General features: G+C 66.0%; 21 protein-coding genes and 2 pseudogenes. 20 read left to right on the plus strand and 3 right to left on the minus strand.

The features are described 5' to 3' along the window. Nucleotides 1–35 precede the first annotated feature (35 nt). From P1U75_RS19080 to P1U75_RS19095, 4 genes and pseudogenes are all read left to right on the plus strand, one after another. Nucleotides 36–426, plus strand: a pseudogene (locus tag P1U75_RS19080) (hypothetical protein); the annotation flags it as partial. A 102-nt stretch (nucleotides 427–528) separates the two neighbouring features. Then, the gene (locus P1U75_RS19085; RefSeq protein ID WP_300246335.1) at nucleotides 529–1851 is read left to right on the plus strand and encodes a DUF6638 family protein; all 1323 of its coding nucleotides are present in this window, start codon (nucleotides 529–531) and stop codon (nucleotides 1849–1851) included. A 1-nt stretch (nucleotide 1852) separates the two neighbouring features. Beyond that, nucleotides 1853–2122, plus strand: a complete 270-nt coding sequence (locus tag P1U75_RS19090) for a hypothetical protein (RefSeq protein WP_300246172.1) — start codon at nucleotides 1853–1855, stop codon at nucleotides 2120–2122. Between the two features lie 10 nt (nucleotides 2123–2132). Then, nucleotides 2133–2777, plus strand: a complete 645-nt coding sequence (locus P1U75_RS19095; protein ID WP_300246173.1) for a DUF1523 family protein — start codon at nucleotides 2133–2135, stop codon at nucleotides 2775–2777. 6 nt (nucleotides 2778–2783) lie between these two features. Here P1U75_RS19095 and P1U75_RS19100 read toward each other — a convergent pair whose 3' ends face one another. Next, a complete protein-coding gene (locus P1U75_RS19100) occupies nucleotides 2784–4361 on the minus strand; it encodes a DUF5928 domain-containing protein (RefSeq protein WP_300246175.1) in 1578 nt (525 codons plus the stop codon). Between the two features lie 150 nt (nucleotides 4362–4511). On the opposite strand from P1U75_RS19100, the gene P1U75_RS19105 reads away from it, so the two are divergent. The 6 genes and pseudogenes from P1U75_RS19105 (at nucleotide 4512) to hemE (ending at nucleotide 10213) form a co-directional block, all read left to right on the plus strand. Beyond that, on the plus strand, nucleotides 4512–5330 hold the full coding sequence (locus P1U75_RS19105; protein WP_300246177.1) for a sulfotransferase family protein: 819 nt from the start codon (nucleotides 4512–4514) through the stop codon (nucleotides 5328–5330). Between the two features lie 48 nt (nucleotides 5331–5378). Then, nucleotides 5379–5853: pseudogene (gene smpB / locus P1U75_RS19110) on the plus strand (SsrA-binding protein SmpB). A gap of 133 nt (nucleotides 5854–5986) precedes the next feature. Then, nucleotides 5987–6877, plus strand: a complete 891-nt coding sequence (locus tag P1U75_RS19115) for a DUF2202 domain-containing protein (protein WP_300246179.1) — start codon at nucleotides 5987–5989, stop codon at nucleotides 6875–6877. A gap of 173 nt (nucleotides 6878–7050) precedes the next feature. After that, the gene (gene sseA, locus P1U75_RS19120) at nucleotides 7051–7905 is read left to right on the plus strand and encodes a 3-mercaptopyruvate sulfurtransferase (protein ID WP_300246181.1); all 855 of its coding nucleotides are present in this window, start codon (nucleotides 7051–7053) and stop codon (nucleotides 7903–7905) included. After that, on the plus strand, nucleotides 7905–9089 hold the full coding sequence (locus tag P1U75_RS19125) for an amino acid aminotransferase (RefSeq protein WP_300246182.1): 1185 nt from the start codon (nucleotides 7905–7907) through the stop codon (nucleotides 9087–9089). Before sseA ends, P1U75_RS19125 begins: the two co-directional genes overlap by 1 nt. An 80-nt stretch (nucleotides 9090–9169) precedes the next feature. Next, nucleotides 9170–10213 (plus strand): uroporphyrinogen decarboxylase, encoded by a 1044-nt coding sequence (hemE, locus tag P1U75_RS19130; RefSeq protein ID WP_300246184.1) that lies wholly within the window; start codon nucleotides 9170–9172, stop codon nucleotides 10211–10213. 15 nt (nucleotides 10214–10228) lie between these two features. Here the strand turns inward: hemE and P1U75_RS19135 are convergent, their stop codons facing one another. Beyond that, nucleotides 10229–11098, minus strand: coding sequence for a helix-turn-helix domain-containing protein (locus tag P1U75_RS19135; RefSeq protein ID WP_300246186.1), 870 nt, complete (start codon nucleotides 11096–11098; stop codon nucleotides 10229–10231). Between the two features lie 88 nt (nucleotides 11099–11186). Between P1U75_RS19135 and pobA the strand changes: the two genes are divergently transcribed. Next, nucleotides 11187–12371 carry a 4-hydroxybenzoate 3-monooxygenase gene (pobA, locus tag P1U75_RS19140; protein ID WP_300246188.1) on the plus strand — a complete coding sequence of 395 codons (1185 nt, stop codon included), beginning with the start codon at nucleotides 11187–11189 and terminating at the stop codon, nucleotides 12369–12371. 124 nt (nucleotides 12372–12495) lie between these two features. Then, entirely contained in the window at nucleotides 12496–13392 is an 897-nt protein-coding gene (locus tag P1U75_RS19145) for a crotonase/enoyl-CoA hydratase family protein (protein WP_300246190.1), read from the plus strand. On the opposite strand, the gene P1U75_RS19150 is transcribed toward P1U75_RS19145, so the two are convergent. Next, on the minus strand, nucleotides 13389–13982 hold the full coding sequence (locus tag P1U75_RS19150; protein ID WP_300246192.1) for a helix-turn-helix domain-containing protein: 594 nt from the start codon (nucleotides 13980–13982) through the stop codon (nucleotides 13389–13391). The two genes, P1U75_RS19145 and P1U75_RS19150, sit on opposite strands and share 4 nt — an antisense overlap. Nucleotides 13983–14107: 125 nt before the next feature. Between P1U75_RS19150 and P1U75_RS19155 the strand changes: the two genes are divergently transcribed. The 8 genes from P1U75_RS19155 to P1U75_RS19190 all read left to right on the plus strand — a co-directional run bounded on the left by P1U75_RS19155 (nucleotide 14108) and on the right by P1U75_RS19190 (nucleotide 22851). Further along, entirely contained in the window at nucleotides 14108–15244 is a 1137-nt protein-coding gene (locus P1U75_RS19155; protein ID WP_300246194.1) for an FAD-binding oxidoreductase, read from the plus strand. Next, nucleotides 15241–16530, plus strand: a complete 1290-nt coding sequence (locus tag P1U75_RS19160; protein WP_366915071.1) for a TRAP transporter large permease — start codon at nucleotides 15241–15243, stop codon at nucleotides 16528–16530. The genes P1U75_RS19155 and P1U75_RS19160 overlap by 4 nt, the downstream gene beginning before the upstream one ends. Nucleotides 16531–16582: 52 nt before the next feature. After that, nucleotides 16583–17563 (plus strand): TRAP transporter substrate-binding protein, encoded by a 981-nt coding sequence (locus P1U75_RS19165; protein ID WP_300246195.1) that lies wholly within the window; start codon nucleotides 16583–16585, stop codon nucleotides 17561–17563. A 4-nt stretch (nucleotides 17564–17567) separates the two neighbouring features. Further along, on the plus strand, nucleotides 17568–18113 hold the full coding sequence (locus P1U75_RS19170) for a TRAP transporter small permease subunit (RefSeq protein ID WP_300246197.1): 546 nt from the start codon (nucleotides 17568–17570) through the stop codon (nucleotides 18111–18113). Nucleotides 18114–18134: 21 nt separating this feature from the next. Continuing rightward, nucleotides 18135–19586, plus strand: coding sequence for a M81 family metallopeptidase (locus P1U75_RS19175; protein WP_300246198.1), 1452 nt, complete (start codon nucleotides 18135–18137; stop codon nucleotides 19584–19586). Continuing rightward, nucleotides 19583–20434: an alpha/beta hydrolase gene (locus P1U75_RS19180; RefSeq protein WP_300246199.1), complete on the plus strand. Its 852-nt coding sequence runs from the start codon at nucleotides 19583–19585 to the stop codon at nucleotides 20432–20434. The genes P1U75_RS19175 and P1U75_RS19180 overlap by 4 nt, the downstream gene beginning before the upstream one ends. Further along, nucleotides 20431–21408, plus strand: coding sequence for an ornithine cyclodeaminase family protein (locus tag P1U75_RS19185; RefSeq protein ID WP_300246200.1), 978 nt, complete (start codon nucleotides 20431–20433; stop codon nucleotides 21406–21408). Before P1U75_RS19180 ends, P1U75_RS19185 begins: the two co-directional genes overlap by 4 nt. Before the next feature lie 102 nt (nucleotides 21409–21510). Next, nucleotides 21511–22851, plus strand: a complete 1341-nt coding sequence (locus P1U75_RS19190; protein WP_300246203.1) for an efflux RND transporter periplasmic adaptor subunit — start codon at nucleotides 21511–21513, stop codon at nucleotides 22849–22851. Nucleotide 22852 lies beyond the last annotated feature (1 nt).

The raw sequence follows: 22852 nt of genomic DNA on the forward strand, positions 1-22852 counted from the left end.
GCAGGCAGAAGACCCTGGCCGTCCGGATCCCCTAGGACACCCGCCGCTGCCACGCCGCCATCATCGAGCGCGACGCCACCGCGATCATCCCGATCCGCAAGAACGGACGGCCCTGGAAAGAGGACTGCCCGGCTGCAGTGGCCCGCAACGACATTCTCCGGGCCACGCGATACCATGGCAGGGCGTTCTGGAAACGATGGACCGGATACCACACCCGCAGCCGTATCGAGGCGACCCCACTCATCGTTTGCGGAAAAACCACTGCCGGGCAGCGGATGCGATGCCTCAAGGCCTTCGGTGAGCGCATCGCCTCGAGAGACCCAGACCCCCTCTCGGGTATTGCTGCGCAATACCCTGTCGGGCAGTGGACAGACCGCCGAAATCCATATCCGCATCGCACTCATGAACCGCTTCTCGGCACTTGGCATCGCCGAAATTGTTCCTGTGGTCCGACGCATTCGGGGAAAGGGGAAATCACCCCTCAAGCCGCAGGTCTGCAACAACGCCCGCCTCATCACCCGTGACCTGATGTTCGGCAATCTCTACCGCGTCGACAGCCCGGCGCTGGTCGAGCGGTATAACCGCGCGCTCATGCATCTGACCGGCAAGCGTACTGCGCTGTCGGAATTTCATGTCGACCTGTCGGGCTATTCGCCCGAGGTGGGCGATGAGCTGGGCGATCACCTCTATCTCAACCACGGCGGGGTGAACCGGCAGTTCATCCTGCTGACGACCGAACAGAAACGCTGCCCGCTGCTGAATGCAAAGTTCTCGACCAGCCGCGAGATCCTGCGCAATTTCATCACCGACAACCTGGCACAGCTCTTTGCGCTGACCGCGACCGATGCGGTTGCGGGCGAGCTGGTGAACTCGGTGATCGATATCTCGGACCCGCGCCGGCTGTTCGACGTCCGCCGCGTGGTGATCGAGGCCGACACCACCACCGGCACCCTGCGCCACGCCGAAAAGCTTACCCGGCTGGTCGACCGCTTCAAGTCCGAGCCGGACGCCTGGTTCGATGACGTGCTGATCGCCGAGATGATCGGGCTGGCGCAGAAATCCGGCGATCTCACCCGCAACCCGGTGCGGCTGAAGGCCCGCGAATACGAGCAGGCGGATTTCTGGACCGCGCATTTCGGCGGGCTCTACCTGTTTCAGAGCGTCGACGAGACGACGCTGATCACCGCCGGCGAGACCGACGGGCTGGAGGATCTGCCGGTGAAACGGCTGCTGGCGCTCTCAGACCGAAACCGCATCGCCCGGTTTCTGACCGACAACGGGCTGGTGGAGCCGATCCTGCGCGCGCGCGGGATCGATGCCGCCGCGATCCTGCGGCAAAAGATGGATTTCATCGTGATCGACGCCGCCGCCGGGGCCGGGCTGGACCTGGCCGATCTCGACCGCGCCGACCTGCGGCGTCTGGCGCGCACCAATGCCGATGTGCTGCCCGGCGCCTATCACGGGCTGGCGCATCTGCTAAGCTGGGCCTCGTCCGGGGGCGACTGGCCGCGCATCACGTCGGAGGATCCGGCCTATTTCTATACCCTGCGCGCCGCCGACACGCCGCTGCGCGACCTGGTGAACATGTTGCTGGCGGAACTGACGCCGCTGGACATCCGCCAGCTGTTCATCTGCCACAAGGCGCTGTTTTATCGTCACTACGCCACCTGGCCCGAGGCCAAGCAGGCCTATGTTGCCGATTTCCTCGCGCGCGAGTATCAGGTGGACAAGGCGGGCGCGCGGGCGGCGCTTTTTGGTCACGAACCGGACATGACGGGCGAGGATCCGCCGCCCCCGCCCGACGACCTGATCCGCCGGGTCGGACCCTGGGGCGCGGTAAGGAGGAGCTGACATGCTGGTGATGCTGCGATTTCTCTTGCCGCTTCTGGTCGTGCTCACGGTGGTCTATGTCGTGCTCTCGGTCTATTCGCGCATTGTCCGCCGCCGCAAGCTGGCCGAACGCTGGGACAGCAAGGACGTGCTGACCGTGGACCGCGAAACCTTTATCCGGCGCGGGCTGGAACGCTATGACCGGTCGTTCCGTCGCAAGCTGATCCTGGGGGTCTACATCGTGCCGCTGACGGTGATCGCGATCCTCATCTATGTCACCAATTTCATGTAAGGGCGCACCGATGGTTTACGTCAAATGGGCATTCATCCTGGTCTTCTGGCTGCTGGTCGCGGGGTTCCTTCATTACACGCTGCCGCAGAATGACATCGCCCGCATCACCGACACCTATGAAAAGCGGATCGACCCGGGCGAGAACAGCTGGTTCTGGGCCTCGCACGACGTGGGCAGCGATCCGACCACCTCGAACCGTGACGTGTTCTTCATCCAGACGCGCGGATCGGACGGCAAGATCATGGTCTATCGCAACGAGGATACCGGCTGGTCCTGGCCGCCCTATTTCAAGGTCAACAGTTCCAACCTGCAGGCCGAGGCGGCGGATCAGAAATCCACCGCCGAGGCGCCGAAATGGGTGGCGATCCGCCATTACGGCTGGCGCAACGAGTTTCTGTCGATCTTTCCAAACGCGGTAAAGATCCGGCCGGTCGCGGGGCCGGACGTGCGCCTGATCCCGTGGTTCAACATCATCCTGCTGACCCTGCTGGCGGCGCTGGTCTATGCGGTCTGGGTGCGCTGGCGGCGGTTCCGGCGGGCCCGGATCGACCCGCTGATCGAGGATCTCGAGGACAACATGGACATCGCCGGCGAGGCGATCTCGGAACGGCGCGGCCGGCTGCGCCGCTGGCTTGACCGCCGGCGGGGAAACTGAACCGATTCAGTCGTCGAACAGATGCGCCTCCTGAGCCAGACCCATCGCCTGATCGTGCGGAATCGCCAGGAAGTCTGACAGCGCGGCGGCGTTCTGTTCGACCTCGGCGGTCTCGCGGATCCGGCTGAAATGCTCGAACCCGGCATCGCGGAGCAGGTCGGTTTCATGGATCAGGTCGTTCCGGATCGCGGGCAGCAACCGCTCCAGCGCGGCTTGCCCGGTCTCTTCCCCGGCCAACCCGATGCGCCGGGCGTGCCCGATCAGGTAGTCATCCGAGAACTGGCACTCGATCTCGAGGATTCGCGCGATCGACCGGTCGGAGGCGAAATCCTGCACCAGGTCGAGGTTGCCCGGGTCCATGCAGACGATCAGCCGGTCAGTCTGGTAGTGGTCGAACAGCATCCGCATCAGCGCGCGGCGATGGCGGGCGCGTTTTTCCAGCGACCCCTCGATCCCGCCCAGGTCGGGCAGGGGGGTATCGACCTCGTTGAAGAGATACCCGATCGCCGGAAGATTGGTGATCTGTCGGATGTTCTGCAGCAACCGCTTGGCGACATGCCATTTCTTGCACACGATGATCATCAGTTCGCGCTCGCGCCCAAGCGAGCTTTCCGCCTCCCAGAACCGGATCCCGAACCGGCGCCCGATTCGCCCGCGTCCGGTGAGAAACTTGTGAAGGTTCTGCCCCTCGTTCGAAATCCGGAACTCCACATCATGCGCCGCGTAAAGCCTGCCGAGCCGCGCCTTGAGGTCGGTCGCCTCGGGGCTGATCTTGCGCGCGAAAAGGTAATCCTGCGCCAGCAGCAGGTCGTAGTGATCGTTGTAGAAGGTCACCGGCATCCCGTAGTCGGAGAACATCAGGAAGGTCAGAGTGCGGCTTTCGATTTCGTTTTCCGGGATGAGGTGACGCACCAGGGTCTGGAAAAAGGTCTCGTCCGGAATCCAGGTGGTGCGGAAGAACCGCATCACGTCGCGCCTGGTCCGGCAAAAATCCAGGATCCACTCGATGGTGCGGCGGCGCAGGCACCACCACTGGCTGCCGATCTGCATCCGGATGTCCGAGGGTATCGCCCGTTTCAGCCCCAGCCGCCGCTGCAGATTGACCGAGGCATAGAACAGCGCCTTGTGCTTGCGCTCGTTCAGGAAGTGGCGATAGATCAGCCGGTCCTCCTTCATCCCGGTCTTGATCCAGTTGCTGTCGAAGAAATCCACGCTTTCGATGAAGTCGCGGTCCTGCGTGTCAAGGAACCGGTGGGCGTATTCGGCCGATTTGACCGGCATGCAATCGCCCGACAGCATGTAGAAATGGGTGGCGCGCGGATAGGCCTCGACCGCCGCCTCGACGGCGTTCAGCGTCGCCTGCACCAGCGACCACTCGCCCCAGCCGCACCGGATACGGGGGCGGGCGAAGGTCACGTTCGGATTGTCGGCCAGCGCATCGCGGATCTGCCGAAAATGCGCCAGCGGGGCACGCGCGTCGAAGTGAATCGAGATGTAGTCGCCGGCCGCGGTCAGTCGCTCGGCCTGCGCGACAATCGCCTCCGGGTCCTTGTGGCAGAGCAGGATGTACGCGATCTTGGCCATTGGGGGAACGACATATACGTGTTGGGGCGCTTCTAATAACTAGATAAAGGTGAAGGCCGATTGAATAAACATGCATAATTTGCTTTTTTTACGTTAACCCCTGCCAAGGCGCTTCGCCCGGCGGTCGGGACGGCATGGAGACACGGACGCATGGGCTTTCCCGGTACCTGGATGACGACGAGCGAAAGCATGGTGTATCGGGTCGTCCCGAAATGCGCCTGTTCGACCATTGGCCAGATCATGTTTTATTCCGATCATGGCGTGTTCTTTGACGGCGACATCCACGACGCCAAGTCGGGGCTACACAAATGGGGGATCGAGGAGAGCCAGGAGCCGATCACCCGCAACGTGCAGGAGCATCGCTCTTACGCCTTCACCTGTGTGCGCAACCCGTACACGCGGATTCTCAGTTCCTTCTTCGACAAGATCTGCGGCATCCAGCGCAACGGCAAACGCTATCGCGGCAACCTGGTGCCGAAACTGGCCTATACCTATGGCATCGAGGTCGGCGGCGACGACGGCAAGCAGGAGTTCGACCAGGTCAAGAGCTTTCGCCGCTTTCTGCTGTTCGCCCGCGACACCATCCGCTGGCGCCGGCCGATGGACCCGGATATCCACTGGTCGGGGATGTCGGGCCATGTCTCGACCTTCATCGTCAACGGCGGCCGCTACGACAACATCTTCTGGACCGAGAAGTTCAACGAAGGGATGCAATCGGTGCTCGACGCGGTGGACACACCGCATGCGGTCGACCTGTCGCAGATCCCCCGGTTCAACGAGAGCGAGGGCCACGGGCCAAAACGGGCGCATCCGGTCGAGGATTATTTCGACGATCTCTCGATGCACCTGGTCTACGAGATCTACAAACGCGATTTCGATCTGTTCAAGTACGACCCCGCCGATCCCTCCAACAAACTGCCGGTGGGCGAGATCGACCTTGACGAGGTGCACGCCAAGCTGGGCAACTGACCGCGCGCGATCTTGCGGATCGGCCTGCGCGCGCGTAGATCGGTCGGCATGGCCCAGCAAAAGTCAGATCCGAACTACAAGGTAATCGCCGAGAACCGGCGCGCGCTTCGACTACGCGATCGAGGATGACGTGGAATGCGGGATCATCCTGGAGGGGTCCGAGGTCAAGTCGCTGCGCGCCAACGGCGGCAACATCGCCGAGAGCTACGCGGCAGTCGAGGAGGGCGAGCTGTGGCTCGTCAACTCCTACATCGCGCCCTACAAGCAGGCCAGGACCTTTGGCCATGAGGAGCGGCGCCGGCGCAAGTTGCTGGTCAGCCGCAAGCAACTCGCCAACATGTGGAACGCGACCCAGCGCAAGGGCATGACGCTGGTGCCGATCGTGATGTATTTCAATCACAAGGGCATCGCCAAACTCAAGATCGGCATCGCCAAGGGCAAGAAGGCCCATGACAAGCGCGAAACCCAGGCCAAGCGCGACTGGTCGCGTCAGAAGCAGCGGCTGCTGAAAGACAACCGCTAGACCGGCCGGCGCCGGGGCTACACAATCGCGGCAATGCGGGCCTTGCCCCTGTTTAAAACACCTCGGCCAACACATATATTAATTCATATGTGTTCATGAAAAGTGAGCACTGGGTTTCTTGCGAGGTCTGCAAATGAGAAAAAGAGCATTCAAGCTGTCCGACGAGCCGTTCAAGTTCGCCGCGAAAGTCATCGACCCGGCCATCGACGACAGCCTGCCGGAGGAAGAGGCGGCGCCGACAGGCAAGGGCCGAATGGAGACAGACACCGCCCGGGTTGCGGGAGCCGACGACGGGGATTATCCGTCAGGCGCCATGCCCGATGGCGGTCATGCCGCGCGCAAGGCGCGCAACGCGAGTGACGACAAGACTGCAGCGACCGATTCCGACGACGTGGTTTCCGAAATCGCGACGCCGCTCGGTCGTGCGCACAGGCTCGCCGGACGACAAGACCCGGCATTGCAGCGGGAAGATCCGGATGGCACGGTCTCCGAAATCGACGTTTTCAAGTTTGGAACCACGCCGGCCGGCCGACAGGACACCGGCGGACCAAAGGGCAAGGGCGACGGAAAAGGGGATGATTCCGCAACCTACAGCGATGAGGCGATCAGCGAACTGCGCTACATGATCGAAGAAGAGAAACTCGCCGGCGATATCTACGAGACGTTTCACGACATGTATGGCCTCAAGGTGTTCAAGAACATCGCCAGGTCCGAGGACCGGCATTTCAATGCGGTGATCAAACAGGCCGACAAGATCGGCATCGATACGGACGAGTTCCTGTTCGAGCCAAGCGGCGGCTTCCTGGATGCGGAACTCCAGGCGCTGTACGACACGCTTCTCGAGGCCGGGAGCGAGTCGCTCACAGCCGCGCTTGAGGTCGGTGTCGCGATCGAGTCAAAGGACATCACCGATATCGCCGCAGCGATCGAGGACGTCGAGGGAACCCGGCTCGCCAAGGTCTACGGAAACCTGCTGACCGGCTCCGAGAACCACCTCTCGGCCTTCGAGTCGTTGCTGGTCTGAGGTACCGCCTCCTGTGGCCGGTCAAGATCGGCCGCAGGAGGCCTGCCAACGCCTTCGCGACGGCGCGCAGTATCGAGCCCGCCTTCCGAGGCCGCGCGGTACATCCTGTTGCCTTGCACCCGTCTCCGGCCAATAGTAGGCAGGGCATCGGCTTTGAACGAGGGGTGGCAGGCATGCAGGACGACCCGAGAACACTGGTTTCCACCGATTGGCTGGCGGCCCATATGAAGGATCCGGACCTGAGGATTCTCGATGGCTCGTGGTATCTGCCGCAGTTGGAACGGGATGCCCGCGCGGAATACGAGGCGGCGCATATTCCCGGTGCGCGGTTCTTCGACATCGACGATATCGCGGACCACCGCTCGGAGCTGCCGCATATGGCGCCCCCGGTCGAGAAATTCATGTCGCGGCTGCGGGCCATGGGCGTGGGCGATGGCCATCAGGTGGTGGTCTATGACGGCATGGGCGTGAGCTCGGCCGCGCGTGTCTGGTGGACCTTTCGGCTGATGGGACAGAACAACGTTGCCGTGCTTGACGGCGGCCTGCCGAAATGGCTGGCCGAGGGCCGCGAGACCGAGGATTTGCCGCCCATGGTGCGCGACCGGCACATGACCGTGCGGCTGCAAAACCACCTGGTGCGCGATGTGACACAGGTCTCGGCTGCCGCCAAGCTTGGCGATTACGAGATCATCGACGCGCGCTCGGTCGGCCGTTTCCGCGGTGAAGAACCGGAACCGCGCGAAGGGCTGCGCGGCGGCCGTGTGCCGGGCTCGAAGAACGTGCCCTTCACCGAGCTTCTGAACGCGGACGGCACGATGAAATCACCCGAGGCCTGCCGCGCCATCTTCGAGGCCGCCGGTGTCGATCTGTCCAAACCGGCGATCACCTCCTGCGGCTCGGGCGTGACCGCCGCCATCCTCAGCCTGGCGCTGGAGCGCATGGGCAAGACCGACCATTCCCTCTATGACGGCTCCTGGGCCGAATGGGGCGCCTTCCCGACCCTGCCCGTCGCAACCGGAGACGACTGATGTTCGAAACCCTCAAGGAACAGCCCGCCGACAAGATCCTCGCACTGATGCAGATGTTCGCCGACGATCCGCGCGATCAGAAAATCGACCTTGGCGTGGGCGTCTACAAGAACGCCGAGGGGGTGACCCCGGTGATGCGCGCGGTGAAGGCCGCCGAGAAACGCATCTGGGAACAGCAGACCACCAAGAGTTATACCGGACTGGCCGGCGATCCGGCCTATGCCGACGCGATGATCGGGCTGATCCTGTCGGATGCGGTGGCACGCGATACCGTCGCCGCCGTGGCCACGCCCGGCGGCACCGGCGCGGTGCGCCAGGCGTTCGAACTCATTCGCATGGCCAACCCGGGCGCGCGCGTCTGGGTGTCCGATCCGACCTGGCCGAACCACACCTCGATCCTCGGCTACCTGGGGATCGAGACCAAGGCGTACCGCTATTTCGACAGCGAGACACGCGGCGTCGATTTCGACGGCATGATCGCCGACCTGAAGACGGCGCAGGCCGGCGACGTGGTGCTGCTGCATGGCTGCTGTCACAACCCCACCGGCGCCAACCTGAACCTTGTCGAATGGCAGGTGGTGATCGACGTGTTGAACGATCGCGGGCTGATCCCGATGATCGACATCGCCTACCAGGGCTTTGGCGACGGTCTGGAAGAGGATGCCGCCGGCACCCGCCTGGTGGCCTCTTCGGTGCCCGAATGCCTGATCGCGGCAAGCTGTTCCAAGAATTTCGGGGTGTACCGTGAGCGCACCGGGCTGCTGATGGCCGTCGCTGCCGATGCCGGCAAGACCAAGCTCAACCAGGGTACGCTGGCCTATCTCAACCGTCAGAACTACTCCTTTCCGCCCGATCACGGCGCCCGGGTGGTGAGCACCATCCTCACCGATCCCGCGCTGCGCGCCGATTGGGCGAGCGAGCTGGAGGATGTGCGCCTGTCGATGCTGGGCCTGCGCCAGCAGCTTGCCGACGAGTTGCAGCGGCTGACCGGGTCGGACCGGTTCGGCTTCATCGCGCAGCACCGCGGCATGTTCTCGCGGCTTGGAACCACGCCCGAACTGGTGGCCAGACTGCGCGAGGATCACGGCATCTACATGGTGGGCGACAGCCGGATGAACATCGCCGGGCTGAACAAGACCACCGTTCCGATCCTGGCCCAGGCCATCGTGAACGTCGGGGTCTGACCCAACCGATCACCGGCCCGCGCCCCGTTCGCCTGGACGGGGCGCGGCCTGTTTTACCGATTTAGCCCGAAGGGGATGACATGGCCGGACAGAAAAAGCTGCTGCGCGCGCTGGCGGGCGAGGTGCTGGAAACCCCGCCGATCTGGATGATGCGGCAGGCTGGCCGATACCTGCCCGAATACCGCGCCACGCGGGAAAAGGCGGGCGATTTCCTGTCGCTGTGCTACACCCCCGATCTGGCCGCCGAGGTGACGCTGCAGCCGATCCGCCGCTATGGATTCGACGCCGCGATCCTGTTCGCCGACATCCTGCTGGTGCCGCAGGCACTGGGCGCCGATCTGTGGTTCGTCACCGGCGAGGGGCCGCGCCTTTCGACCATCACTGAACGCGCGGATTTCGACGCGCTGAAACCGGCCGATGCGATCCATGATCACCTGGCGCCGGTTTACGAGACCGTGCGCATCCTCGCCCGCGAATTGCCCAGCGAGACCACGCTGATCGGCTTCGCCGGCGCGCCCTGGACCGTGGCCACCTACATGATCGCCGGGCGCGGCACCCCTGACCAGGGCCCGGCCCATGCCCTGCGCGAGGGCAACGTCGCGCTGTTCGAGGCGCTGCTGGAGCGCATCACGGCGGCCACCATCGACTATCTCTCGGCCCAGATCGAGGCCGGGGCCGAGGTGGTGAAACTGTTCGACAGCTGGGCCAGTTCGCTGAGCGGCGCGGCCTTCGACAAATACGCGCTGGAACCGGCGCGCGAGATCACGGCGGCGCTGAAGGCCAGGCACCCCGGTATCCCGGTGATCGGCTTTCCGCGCGGGGCGGGAGAGAAATACGCGGGCTTCGCCCGGGCCACTGGCGTCGATTGCGTGGCGCTGGATCAATCGGTCGATGCCGAATGGGCGGCGGCCAACGTGCAGGTCGACGGCTGCGTGCAGGGCAATCTCGCGCCCGAGCACATGGTGACCGGCGGGCAGGCGTTGGTGGATGAGACGCGGCGCATCGTCAGGGCGTTTTCGGGGGGGCCGCATATCTTCAACCTCGGCCACGGGATCACCCCGGACGCGGACCCCGAAAACGTACAATTGATGGTCGATACCGTACGGAACCAGGCGCGCGGCTGAGACCGGCGCGCGGCCTCAGCCGCCCTGTTCCATCCGTCGGCGAAAGGCGCGCGGCGGGTTGCCGGTGCCGCGGGTGAAGACGCGCGAGAAATGCGCCGGGTCCGCAAAGCCCAGTTCGTACCCGATCTCGGCCGCCGTCAGGTTGGTATAGATCAGCATCCGCCGCGCCTCGCGCAGCACCCGCTCGGCGATCAGCGCCGAGGCGGGCCGCCCGGTCGCCTGCCGCACCACGCGGTTGAGATGGGTGGGCGACACCGCCAGCCGCGCGGCATAGTCGGCGACCGACAGGCGCTGGCGGAAGTGCTGTTCGACCAATGCCTCGAACCTTCGCAGCAGCGGGGTGTCGGCATGGGGATCGGGCGGCGCCTGATCGGCGTGGATCGCGCGGGCCGCCAGACCCAGAAGCGAGCCGGCCTGCGAGCGCAGGATCTGGGCCCGGGCGAAATCGCGGTTGTGATATTCGGTCAGGATGCGGTGGGCCAGGGTCTCCAGCTCGGGGGGCAGCGGCACGGCGCAGGGATTGGCGAGCACCGCCCGCAGCCCCTCGCGGTCGCGCAGCGCCTCGTCCATCAGATCGGCGCTCAGCGTGATGACCCAACCCTCGGTGCCCTGGTGAAAGCGAAAGCCGTGGACGAAGCCGCGCGGCATGTTGATCAGCGCCGGCGGGAGGAGTGGGACGGTCTGCCCCTCGATCCGGGCGCTGCCGCCGCCCGAGCGCAGCATCAGGACCTGGTGCAACCGCGCGTGGCGGTGCGGGCGCAGTTCCCAATTGTGCAGCTCGGAGCGATCCTGAATCGTCTCGCAATGGACCACATCGGGCACTTCGGCGGTTTCGCCGAACAGGTTATAATTGCGGATCGCGGCGCTGGTGGAGGTCTCGGTCATGTTCGAAATATACAATAAGTTGCGCGGTTGATCCATTCCCGACCAGGCCGAAAGACGGCATATTTCGGCAATCAAAGGAGGAGCGTCCATGAATACCCCCGTGAAAACCAAGGTCGGAATCATCGGTGGCGGGCCGTCGGGCCTGTTGCTGTCGCAACTGCTGCACCTGAAGGGAATCGACAATATCCTGCTGGAAAAGCACAGCCGCGACTATGTGCTGGGCCGGATTCGCGCCGGCGTGCTGGAGCATGGTTTCGCCGAGCTGATGCGCGAGGCCGAATGCGGCGAGCGGATGGACCGCGAGGGCGAGATCCACGACGGGTTCTATATCGCCCATGACGGCATCCGGGATCGGGTGGATCTCAAGGCGCACACCGGCGGCAACTCGGTGGTGGTCTACGGCCAGACCGAGGTGACCCGAGACCTTTACGAGGCCCGCGACAAGATGGGCGGCGCGGTGATCCACGAGGCGCAGGACGTCACGCCGCATGACCTGAAATCGGACGCACCCTATCTGACCTATCGGCTGGGCGACGAGCAGCACCGCGTCGATTGCGATTTCATCATCGGCGCCGACGGCTTTCACGGCGTCAGCCGCAAGTCGATCCCCAAGGACGTGCTGACCGAATACGAAAAGGTTTATCCCTTTGGCTGGCTCGGCGTCCTGTCCCGCACCAAGCCGGTCTCGCCGGAACTGATCTATGCCAAGCATGAGCGCGGTTTTGCCCTGTGTTCGCTGCGCAGCCAGGTGCTCAGCCGCTATTACCTCCAGGTGCCGCTGACCGATACTGTCGAGGACTGGTCGGACGAGGATTTCTGGACCGAGTTGAAAAAGCGCCTGCCGCAGGATGTGGCAGAGGATCTGATCACCGGGCCCAGCATCGAAAAAAGCATCGCGCCCTTGCGCAGTTTCGTCGCCGAGCCGATGCGTTATGGCAACCTGTTTCTGGCCGGCGATGCCGCCCATATCGTGCCGCCGACCGGTGCGCGCGGGCTGAACTCGGCGGCGTCGGATATCTACTATCTCTATCACGCGCTGCTGGATCACTATCAGGACGGCGACGATACCGGGCTGGAGCAGTATTCGCAAAAGGCGCTGGCGCGGGTGTGGAAGGCGCAGCGGTTCTCCTGGTGGATGACATCGCTGCTGCACACCTTTCCCGACAGCATCGCCTATGACAAGCGGCTGCAGCAGACCGACCTGGAGTATCTGTTCTCCTCGGATGCGGCGCAGACCTCGTTGGCGGAGAATTACGTCGGGCTGCCGTTCTAGGACCGGGCGCGAGAGGGGGCGCTGCCCCCGCCGCCCATGCGGGCGGCCCCCCGGAGTATTTGTCGCCAGAAAAAGACGGGACGCGCGGTCACATCGCGCGTCCCGTTTTCTTTTGGCGGGGCGCATGGTTCCCTTCGCCGAGGAGAAAGGGAGGAAAGCCATGTCTGTCGTGGACTATGAGAAGGACGGCCGCATCGCCCGGGTCACGCTGAACCGGCCCGAGGTGATGAACGCGATCAATGATGAATTGCCGGTGGAGCTGGCCGCCGCGGTGGCGCGCGCCGATGCCGATCCGGGCGTGCATGTGATCGTGTTGTCGGGGCGCGGGCCGGCGTTCTGCGCGGGCTACGACCTGAGCTTTTACGCCGAGGGTAACGGCAGCGGGCAGGCGACGCAGGAGATGCCCTGGGACCCGATCAAGGATTACAGCTTCATGTGGGCCAATACCCAGCATTTCATGGCGCTGTGGCGGGCGATGAAGCCGGTGGTCTGCAAGGTGCAGGGGTTTGCCGTCGCCGGCGGCTCGGACATCGCGCTTTGCGCCGACATGACCATCATGGGCGAGAGCGCGCAGATCGGCTATATGCCCGCCCGTGTCTGGGGCTGTCCCACAACGGCGATGTGGGTTTACCGGCTTGGGGCGGAGCGGGCCAAGCGGATGCTGTTCACCGGCGACCGGATCACCGGGCGCGAGGCCGCCGACATGGGGCTGGTGCTGGAGGCGGTGCCGGACGAGGCGCTCGACGACCGGGTGGAGGAGCTGGCGGTGCGCATGGCCAGCGTGCCGATCAATCAGCTGGCGATGCAGAAGATGGTGATCAACCAGGCGATCGAGCAGACCGGGATGATGCAGACCCAGCGGCTGGCGACCCTCTTTGACGGCATCACCCGCCATTCGCCGGAGGGGATCAATTTCAAGACCCGCGCCGAGGCGGTCGGCTGGAAACAGGCAGTGACCGAGCGCGACAAGGGAACCTGGGACTGGACCGCCAACGCGGAACTGCCGCGGCGCAACCGCTAGGCGCCCGGCCCCGGCGCGCAGACCACCAGGATACGCGCATCGCGCTCGCCGTCCGAGGCATAGAGATGGCCGACCGCGCTGTCGAAATAGATACTGTCTCCGGCCTCAAGCCGCACCGGCGCGCGGCCCTCGACGAACACCGTCACCACCCCCTCCATCACCACCAGGAATTCCTGGCCGGGATGGCGCACGAAATCCTCGAAATCCACCAGTTCGCGCGCCTTCAGCGACCCCATCATCGGCGTCATCGCCTTGTTCCACATGTCGGGAAACAGCATCTCGTAAACGTAGTTCACGGTTTCCTGCCGCTTGAACTCGCCCTTGCGCGCCACCGCGAAACTGCCCGGCTCGAAGCTTTGCCCCTCGGCATTGAAAAACGCGGCAAGGTCCACCTCCAGCCCGCGCGCGAGCTGCGACAGCCGGTCATAGGTCAGCGAGATCACCCCACGTTCGGCCTTGGAGATTGTCGAGATCGCCAGCCCCGAGCGCTCCGCCACCTCGGACAGGGTCCAGCCCCGGTCGCGGCGCAACTGGCGCAAACGGCGGCCGAAATCGGCGCGTGGATTCGGGGCGTCTGTCACCTCTGTCATGGGGCAACTCTAGGCCCAAATCCCTGTGTCGCCAAGGATTTTTCCAATAGGAAAAAATGTGTTTTCCGATTGGAAAATCGGTGCTACGCTTTTCCCTAAGCAAGGACCGGACAGGGACAGGGCACATGACGCAGGGCGGCGAGACGACCGATTTCATCGTGATCGGCGCCGGCATGGCCGGGGCCTCGGTGGCCGCCGAACTGGCCCGCTCCGCGCGCGTGATCCTGCTCGAACGCGAGACCCAGCCCGGCTATCACACCACCGGGCGCTCGGCGGCGCTGTTCACCGTGGCTTACGGCCCGCCCGCGATCCGGGCGCTGTCGCGCGCCAGCCATGCCTTTTTCCGCGGCGAGGGGCCGGGCGAGCCGCCCGCCGGCCTGATCCACCCGCGCGGGGTGCTGTTCGTCGCCCGCACCGACCAGACCGATGAGACCGCCGCCCTGCAGGCCGAACTTGGCGATGCGGTCGAGCCGGTCCCGACCGCCACGGCACAGGACATGGTCCCGCTGCTGCGCCCGGAGTATCTCGCCTCGGCGCTGATCGACCTTTCGGCGGCGGATATCGAGGTGCACGGGCTGCACCAGCATTACCTGAAATCCTTCCGCGCCCGTGACGGCGCGCTGCACCTGAAGTCCGAGGTTCTGGGCATCTCCCGCGCGGGCGGCGACTGGGTGGTGGAAACGCGGCAAGGCCCGCTGCGCGCGCCCAGGGTGATCAACGCCGCCGGCGCCTGGGCCGACGAGGTGGCGCAGATGGCCGGGGTACGCCCGCTCGGCCTGCGTCCGCTGCGCCGCACCGCGCTGCTGGTGGCGCCGCCCACAGGTGTGGTGCCCGACCGCTGGCCGATGGTGGTCGGCGTGGCCGAGGATTTCTATCTCAAACCCGACGCCGGCAAACTGCTGATCTCCCCCGCCGACGAGACCCCGTCCGAGCCTTGCGATGCCCAGCCCGAGGAACTTGACGTGGCGATCTGCGTCGACCGGATCGAAACCGCCTTCGACATCCAGGTACGCCGGATCGAGCATAAATGGGCCGGGCTGCGCAGCTTTCTGCCAGACGGCACCCCGGCGGTCGGCTACGACGCCGAGGCGCAGGGGTTCTTCTGGCTGGCCGGGCAGGGCGGTTACGGCATCCAGACCGCCCCGGCGATGGCCCGCGCCGCCGCCGCGCTGGCGCTGGGCGGTCCGATACCCGATGACATCGCCGCCGAGGGCGTCACCGAGGCCGGGCTTTCCCCGATGCGTCCGGCGCTGACCCCATGATGGTCTGGGTCGGGCTCGCCGCCGCCGCCTTCCTCGCCTCGGGGCTGGCGATCGCCTATGTGATCGGCGGCGCGACTGTGCTGGCCTTTCTCGCCACCGACAATTCCCGTTACCTCGCCATCCTGCCGCAACAGATCTTTTCCAAGATCGACGTCTTCGCCCTGATGGCGATGCCGCTTTTCATCCTCGCGGGCGAGCTGATGAACCGGGGCGGCATCACCGGCGCGCTGATCAACCTCTCCATGGCGCTGGTCGGCCGGGTGCGCGGCGGCTTGGGCCACGTCAACATTCTCACCAGCGTGTTCTTCGCCGGCATCTCGGGCTCCGCCGTTGCCGATGCCGCCGCGCTGTCCAACACGCTGGTGCCCGAGATGACGCGGCGTGGCTATTCGCTGACCTACGCCAGTGCCGTCACCGCCGCCTCCTCGATCATCGGGCCGATCGTGCCGCCGTCGATCATCCTGATCTTTTACGGCGCACTGATGGGCACCTCGGTCACAGCCCTCTTTCTCGCCGGGATCGTCCCGGGGCTGGTGCTTGCCGCCGCGCTGCTGGTGGTCAACGGCGCCTTTGCCGTCCGCCAGGATCACCCAAGGGTGGAAAAGGCCGACATGCCGCCCTTTCTGCCCACTCTGATCCATTCGCTGCCCGCGATGAGCCTGCCGATCATCATCCTCGGCGGTATCGTCTTCGGCTGGATGACACCGACCGAGGCCGCCGCCGTCGCCGTCTTCGCGGCCCTCGGGGCGGGATGGTTCTATGCCGGGTTGTCGGGCGGGCAGGTGGTCGAGGCGCTGCGCCGCACCGCGATCCTCTCCGGCTCGATCTTCATCATCATCTGCGCGGTCTCCGCCCTCGGCCACCTCGGCGCGCTCGAACGGGTGCCCGAGGCGATCTCGGACATGGTCGCGCGCTTGGGTCTCGGCCCGGCGGGCTACATGCTGGCGATGAACGTGATCTTCCTGCTCGCCGGAATGGTGCTGGATATTCCTGTCGCCCTTGCGCTGCTGGTGCCGCTGCTGGCCCCGGTCGCGCTGGCCCAGGGCGCCGACCCGGTACACCTTGGCATCGTGCTCTGCTTCAACCTGTGCATCGGTCTGGTCTCGCCGCCGATGGGGGGATGTCTGCTCGTCGTCTCGGCGGTGACCGGAGTGAACTATTGGAAACTGGCGCGCGCCGTGCTTCCCTTCGTCCTGACCCAGATCGCCGTGCTGGCGCTGCTGGTCAACGTGCCGGGCCTCAGCCTTTGGCTGCCGCGCGCCTTCGGGCTGGGCGGCGGTCCATGACACTCATTTGATGACCAAAAGAAAAGACCACAAACCAACAGGAGAAAATGACATGAAACTTTCGAATATCCTCACCGGCGGCCTGTTCGCGGCCGCCCTCGCGCTGGCCGGCGGCACCGCCTCGGCGCAGGTCAAGATCGCGCTCGACAGCCCGCCCGACCTCGACGGCTCCGGCTCCTACGTCTGGGCGCATGCCTTCGCAAGCTATCTCAACGACCACGGGATGGAGGCCGAGGAGTTCCAGCGCGGCGCGCTCGGCGGCGACGACGAGTTGTTCGATCAGGTCAGCCAGGGGCTGCTGGAGGTCTCGATGTCGCCGCTCAACATCGTCGGCTCCATCGACAAGCTGATCTACGGGTTGCGACTGCCCTATTTCTTCTCCGGCATGGAGGAGGTCGACCGCGCCATGGTCGAGGGTGGCATGCTCGCCAAGATCAACGAAGCCACCACGCCCGAGGGTGTGCGGGTGGTCTCGGTCAACACCGTCGGTCAGGCCAGCGGCATCTTCAACACCAAGAAGCCGGTGAACTCGGTCGCCGACATGGCCGGGCTGCGGATGCGCGCCCTGGACGAAAGCCAGATCGAGCTTTACGAGGCCTGGGGTGCGGCCGGCACCATCGTCAGCTGGGCCGAGGTGCCCAACGCGCTGCAGACCGGCGTGGCCGACGGCTACCTCAACCCCGCCTTTGTGCCGCTGCTGTTCGGTCACACCGACTTCATCAAGCATTTCACCAATGCCGCGATCTCGCCCTCGTTGCGGATCACGATCCTGTCCGAGGACTGGTATCAGGGCCTGTCGGACGAAGACCGCGCCACCGTTGACGCCGCCATCGCCGCCGCAACCCAGGCCAACCGCGACTGGCTGAAAACCCAGGACGCCGTGATGGGCAAGCTCGAGGCCGCCGGTGTCGCCGTGGTTCAGCTTGACGAGGCCGCCCGTGCCGAGTTCCGCGCCGCCTCCGCCCCCGCCTATGAAAGCGGGCTGCTGACGCCGGAGCAGATCGCGGCCTGGGAAGCGGCCAAGGGCAACTGAGCCGATGAAGACCCTGGCCCGCACCCTCGACCGGCTGTCGGTCGCGCTCAACGGCATCGCCCTCTGGGGGGCGGTGCTGGCGGTGCTGGTCATGGTCTTTGCCGCTGGCTGGCAGGTGCTGGCGCGCTATGCGCTCGATGCCCCGCCGATCTGGACCGAGGAACTGGCCCGCCGCGCCATGGTCTGGGCCGGGATGCTGGGGGCCTCCTGCGCCTTTCGCGCCGGCTCCGACCCCACGCTCTTTCCCGCAATGCAGGCGCGGCGGGGAGGCCCCGGCATGGCGCTGGCGGTGATCCGCGCGACCGGCGTCGTGATCTTCGCCGTGCCGGTGATCTGGTATTCGCTGTTCAACGCGCGGATGGACATGGCGCGCGGCTTTCTCGGCCGCAGCCTGAACCGGCAGGCCGAGATGCTGGACATCCCGATGATCTGGTTCACCGCCGCCGTGCCGCTGGCCTTCGTGCTGATCCTGGTCCACCTTTCCGCGCGGCTGACCATGCAGGCCACCGGCCAGCTGCCGGTGCCCGAGCAAGATACCCCGACCCCCTGACCCAACCCACAGGACGTGCCGATGAAACTCTTCATTGCCGGTCTCAGCACCGAAACCAATTCCTTCTCTCCGATGCCCACCGGCATGGCCAGTTTCGAGGAGGGCTCGATCCACCACGGCGACGCCACCCGGGACAAGCCGATGTACTGGACCGCGCCGCTGCACATCTGGCGCGACAAGGCCGAGGCAAAGGGCTGGCACGTGATCGAAAGCCTGTCGGCCCACGCCCAGCCCGGCGGCCTCACGGTGAAATCGGTCTACGAGGGGTTCCGCGACGAGATTGTGGCGGAACTGACGGCCGCTGGCGGCGCCGACGTGATCCTGCTGGCGCTGCACGGCGCGATGATCGCCGACGGCTATGACGATTGCGAGGGCGACCTGATCGCCCATTGCCGGGCGGTCAGCCCCGATGCGGTGATCGGCGGGCTGCTGGACCCGCATTCCAACCTCACCGACACGATGATGTCCGAGGCCTCGTTGCTGGTCGCGTTCAAGGAATACCCCCATGTCGACGTGCCCGAACGCGCCGCCGACCTGTTCCGCCTCGCCGCCGGGACCGCCGAGGGAAAGATCACCCCGGTGATGCGCGACTGGGACTGTCGCATGATCATCGCCATGCCCACCACCAAGCCGCCGATGCGCGGCTTTGTGGATGATATGCTGGCGGCCGAGGGGCAGGGCGACCTGCTCTCGCTGTCGCTGATCCACGGCTTTCCCTGGTCCGACCACCCCCGCACCGGCAGCCGCGCCGTCGCCATCTGCGACGGCAGCGCCGAGCAGGCGGAGCAGCAGGCCGAGACGCTGGGCCGCAGGATCTTTGCCCTGCGCCACGAGTTGCACCGCGTGCCGCCCGATATCGACACCGCCCTCGACATGGCCCAGGCCGCGCCCGAGGGGCCGGTGGTGCTGGCCGACATGTCCGACAACGCCGGCGGCGGCGCGCCCTCTGATGCCACCTTCCTTCTGCGCGCGATGATCGAACGCGGCATGACCGGCGTTGCCACCGGGTTGTTCTGGGATCCGATCGCCGTGCGCATCTGCAAGGAGGCGGGCGAGGGCGCCACGCTGAACCTGCGCATGGGCGGCAAATGCGGCCCGATGTCGGGCGACCCGCTCGACCTCGTGGTCACGGTCAGAAAGGTGGCCTCGGGCCTGACCCAGCGCTTCGGCACGCTGCCGGCGCCGATGGGCGATGTGGTCTGGATCGAAACCCGGGGCATCGACATCGTCCTGAACGACCTGCGCAGCCAGACCTTCCACCCCGAGGCCTTCGAGCAACTGGGCATCGACCTCGGCCAGCGCCGCTATGTCTGCGTGAAATCCTCAAACCACTACGAGGCCGGCTTCAACCCGATCGCGGCACAGGTCATCGGCGTCGCCACCCCCGGCTCGATCACCCCCGATTTCGCCAACATCCCGTACAAACACCGGGCAAAGACCTATTTCCCCGTCGTGGAGGACCCTTTCGCATGAGCAATCCGCTGAGCACCGCGCGCGACGCCTTCGCCGCGCAATTCCCCGAACGCCGCATCGCCCTGAACGGGCGCGACTGGGGCTATGTCGAGGCCGGGCAGGGCCCCGCGCTGGTGCTGATCCCCGGCACGCTGGGGCGCGGCGACATCTTCTGGCAGCAGATCGCGGCGCTTTCGGACCGGCTGCACGTCATCGCCGTGACCTATCCCGAGACCGGCGGTATCGAAGCCTGGGCCGGCGATCTCGCCGCGCTGCTGGATCACCTCGGGCTGGCAAGCGCCTCGGTGCTCGGCTCCTCGCTGGGCGGCTACCTGGCGCAGTATTTCGCCGCCACGCACCCGACCCGCACAGATCGCCTCTTTGCCGCCAACACGCTGCATTCGGTCGCCGGCACCGCCGACAAGATGCCCTATGCGCTTGATCTCGACGCCGCCCCCATCGCGGAGCTGCGCGCGGGCTTCGGTCAGGGATTGGGTCAATGGGCCGAGGCGCACCCGGACCAGGCCGACCTGGTCGAACTGCTGATGGGCGAGGTCGGCGGTCGCATCCCCCAGGCGGAACTGCGGATGCGGCTCAAGGCGCTCAAGACCGCGCCGGAGCTGCCCGATCTCGCCCTGCCGCAGGAGCAGTTGTTTACCATCGAGGCCGACGACGATCCCCTGATCCCGCCCGAGATGCGCACCGCCGTCCGCGCAAGGGTGGACCCCGCCGCCGCCTACCGTTTCACCTGGGGCGGGCATTTCCCCTACGTCGTGCGCCCCGAAGCCTATACCGCCCTGCTGGAACAGGCGATGGGGCTGGCCGTCACCGGCCCCGGCTGGGGCGAGGACAAGGAGCGCGCGCTATGATCGTGCTGACCCATGACGACGTCGCCGCCCTGCTGCCGATGATCGAGGCGATCGAGGTGGTCGCCGGGGTGATGAAAGGCGTCTCCACCCGTACCGCCGAACTGCCGCTGCGCTCGGTGGTGCCGGTGGGCGGCGACAACAGGATGGGTGTAATGCCCGGCGCCATCGCCGACCCCGCCTGTTTCGGCGTCAAGCTGATCAGCCTGTTTCCCGGCAACCCGGCGCGCGGGCTGTCGTCGCATCGCGGCGCCATCGTGCTGTTCGAGGCCGAAACCGGCGGCGCCGTGGCGATGATGGACGCAAGCCTTCTGACCGCGATCCGCACCGCCGCCGCCAGCGCCGTGGCCACCCGCGCGCTGGCCCGCGAGAACGCCGAGAGCCTTGCGCTCATCGGTTACGGCGAACAGGCCGAACACCACCTGACCGCGATAATGGCGGTGCGCCCGATCAAACGGGTCGCCGTCGCCGGACGCTCGGCGGAAAAGGCCGCCGGTTTCGCCGCCCGCGCCGCCGCCGATTTTCCCGATGTGAGTTTCACCAGCGGCACCGATCTGCAGGCCGCTGTAGAGCAGGCCGACATCACCTGCACCGTCACCGCCGCGCCCACCCCCATCGTCATGGGCGACTGGGTGCAACCGGGGGCGCATGTCAATGTGGTCGGCTCCTCGATCCCGTCGATGCGCGAGGTCGATGACCGCATGGTCACTCGCGCCGCGATCTGGGTCGACTACCTGCCCTCGACACTGGCCCAGGCCGGCGAGATCGTCGAGATGATCGCCGCCGGAAACCTTGCCGAATCCGACCTCAGGGGAGAGATCGGCGCGCTCCTGTCGGGTGAGATCGCCGGGCGCGCAAGCGACGATCAGATCACGCTTTACCGCTCGCTCGGGGTGGCGGCACAGGATCTGGCGGCGGCGCATCACGTGCTGACCCGCGCCCGGGCCGAGGGGCGCGGCCAACCGGTCACATTCTGAACCCGGGTGCAGGCGGCGCTTTCTTCCATAGAGGTAGCCGCGCTATAGAAAACCGATGCCGGGGCACCCCGGCGCATTTCCGGTCCCGGCGGGAGAGCCTCCATGAACCTGCGCCCCCTTCTGATCCTGCCGCCGCTGGTCCTCGGCGTGCTCGGCTTTGTCTGGATGACGCGGCAGGGCCAGCCGCCCGTCGCCGAGGAACCCCAGGCCACCGTCGCCGTGCGGGTGATGCAGGTCGATCCCGGCCGGATCACGCCCACCGCCGAGGGCTATGGCCGGGTCGAATCGGCGCACCGCTGGAGTGCCGTGTCCGAGGTCGAGGGCCGGATCACCCGCCTTGCCGAAGGGCTGGCCGAGGGCAGCTTCGTCGATGCCGGCGCGGTTCTGGTCGAGGTCGACCGCACCGACTACGATCTCGCAATCCGGAAGACCAAGGCCAATATCGCCGCCGCCGAGGCCGCCCTGGCCGAGATCGACCGCAAAGAGGCCAACACCGAGCGCAACCTCGAGATCGAGCAGCGCACCCTGGACGTGGCGCAGACCGAATATGACCGCGTCAAATCCCTGGTCGAAAGCGGAACCAGCACCCAGTCCGCGCTCAACTCCGCCGAAAAGGTTTTCTTCGCGCAACAGAACGCGCTCACCAACGTGACCAACACGCTGGCGCTCTACCCCGCGCAGCGGGCCTCCGCCGAGGCGACGCTGGCGGTGCGCCGGGCCGAACTGGCCGAGGCCGAGCGCGCCCTGGGCAAGACCACCATCACCGCGCCGTTCCGGGGCCGCGTCAACGCCCTGAACGTCGAGGCCGACCAGTTCATCCGCACCGGCGAGACGCTGCTCACGCTCGACAGCGCCGCCGCCGCCGAGATCACCGCCGAGTTCGCCCCGCGCGCCTTTCGCAACCTGGCGCTGGCCTCGGTCGGCGGGCAATTGCCGCAGGGCGCGATGGTCGATACCAGCCTGTTGAGCGGGATGATGGGAGAGATGGGGATCACCGCGCAGGTCGTGCTCGACCTGGCCGGAACGCATGCCCGCTACGACGCCCGCATCATGCGGCTGCGCGGCACCCTCGACAGCCAGACCGGCACGCTGGGCCTCGTGGTGCAGGTCGATGACCCCTATCTGGCCAACGGCGCCACCGAACGGCCGCCGCTCAACCCCGGCAGCTTCGTCACCGTCGTGCTCAGCGCGCCACCGATCCCCGACGCTATCGCCGTGCCGCGCACCGCGCTGCAGCTCGACGATGACGGTGCCGCCTTCGTCTTCCTCGCCGACGCAGATCAGCGGCTCGAGGTCCGGCCGGTCACCGTCGGCCCGGCACTGGGCGCCGACGTGCTGATCACCGATGGCCTCTCCGGGGGTGAAACCCTTGTCCTCAGCGTGCCCTCACCCTCGATCCCCGGCATCCGCCTGATCCCGGTGACCCCCGGCGGGGACGGCTGAG

The organism is Antarcticimicrobium sp. (assembly GCF_029212575.1).
Lineage (GTDB): Bacteria > Pseudomonadota > Alphaproteobacteria > Rhodobacterales > Rhodobacteraceae > Antarcticimicrobium.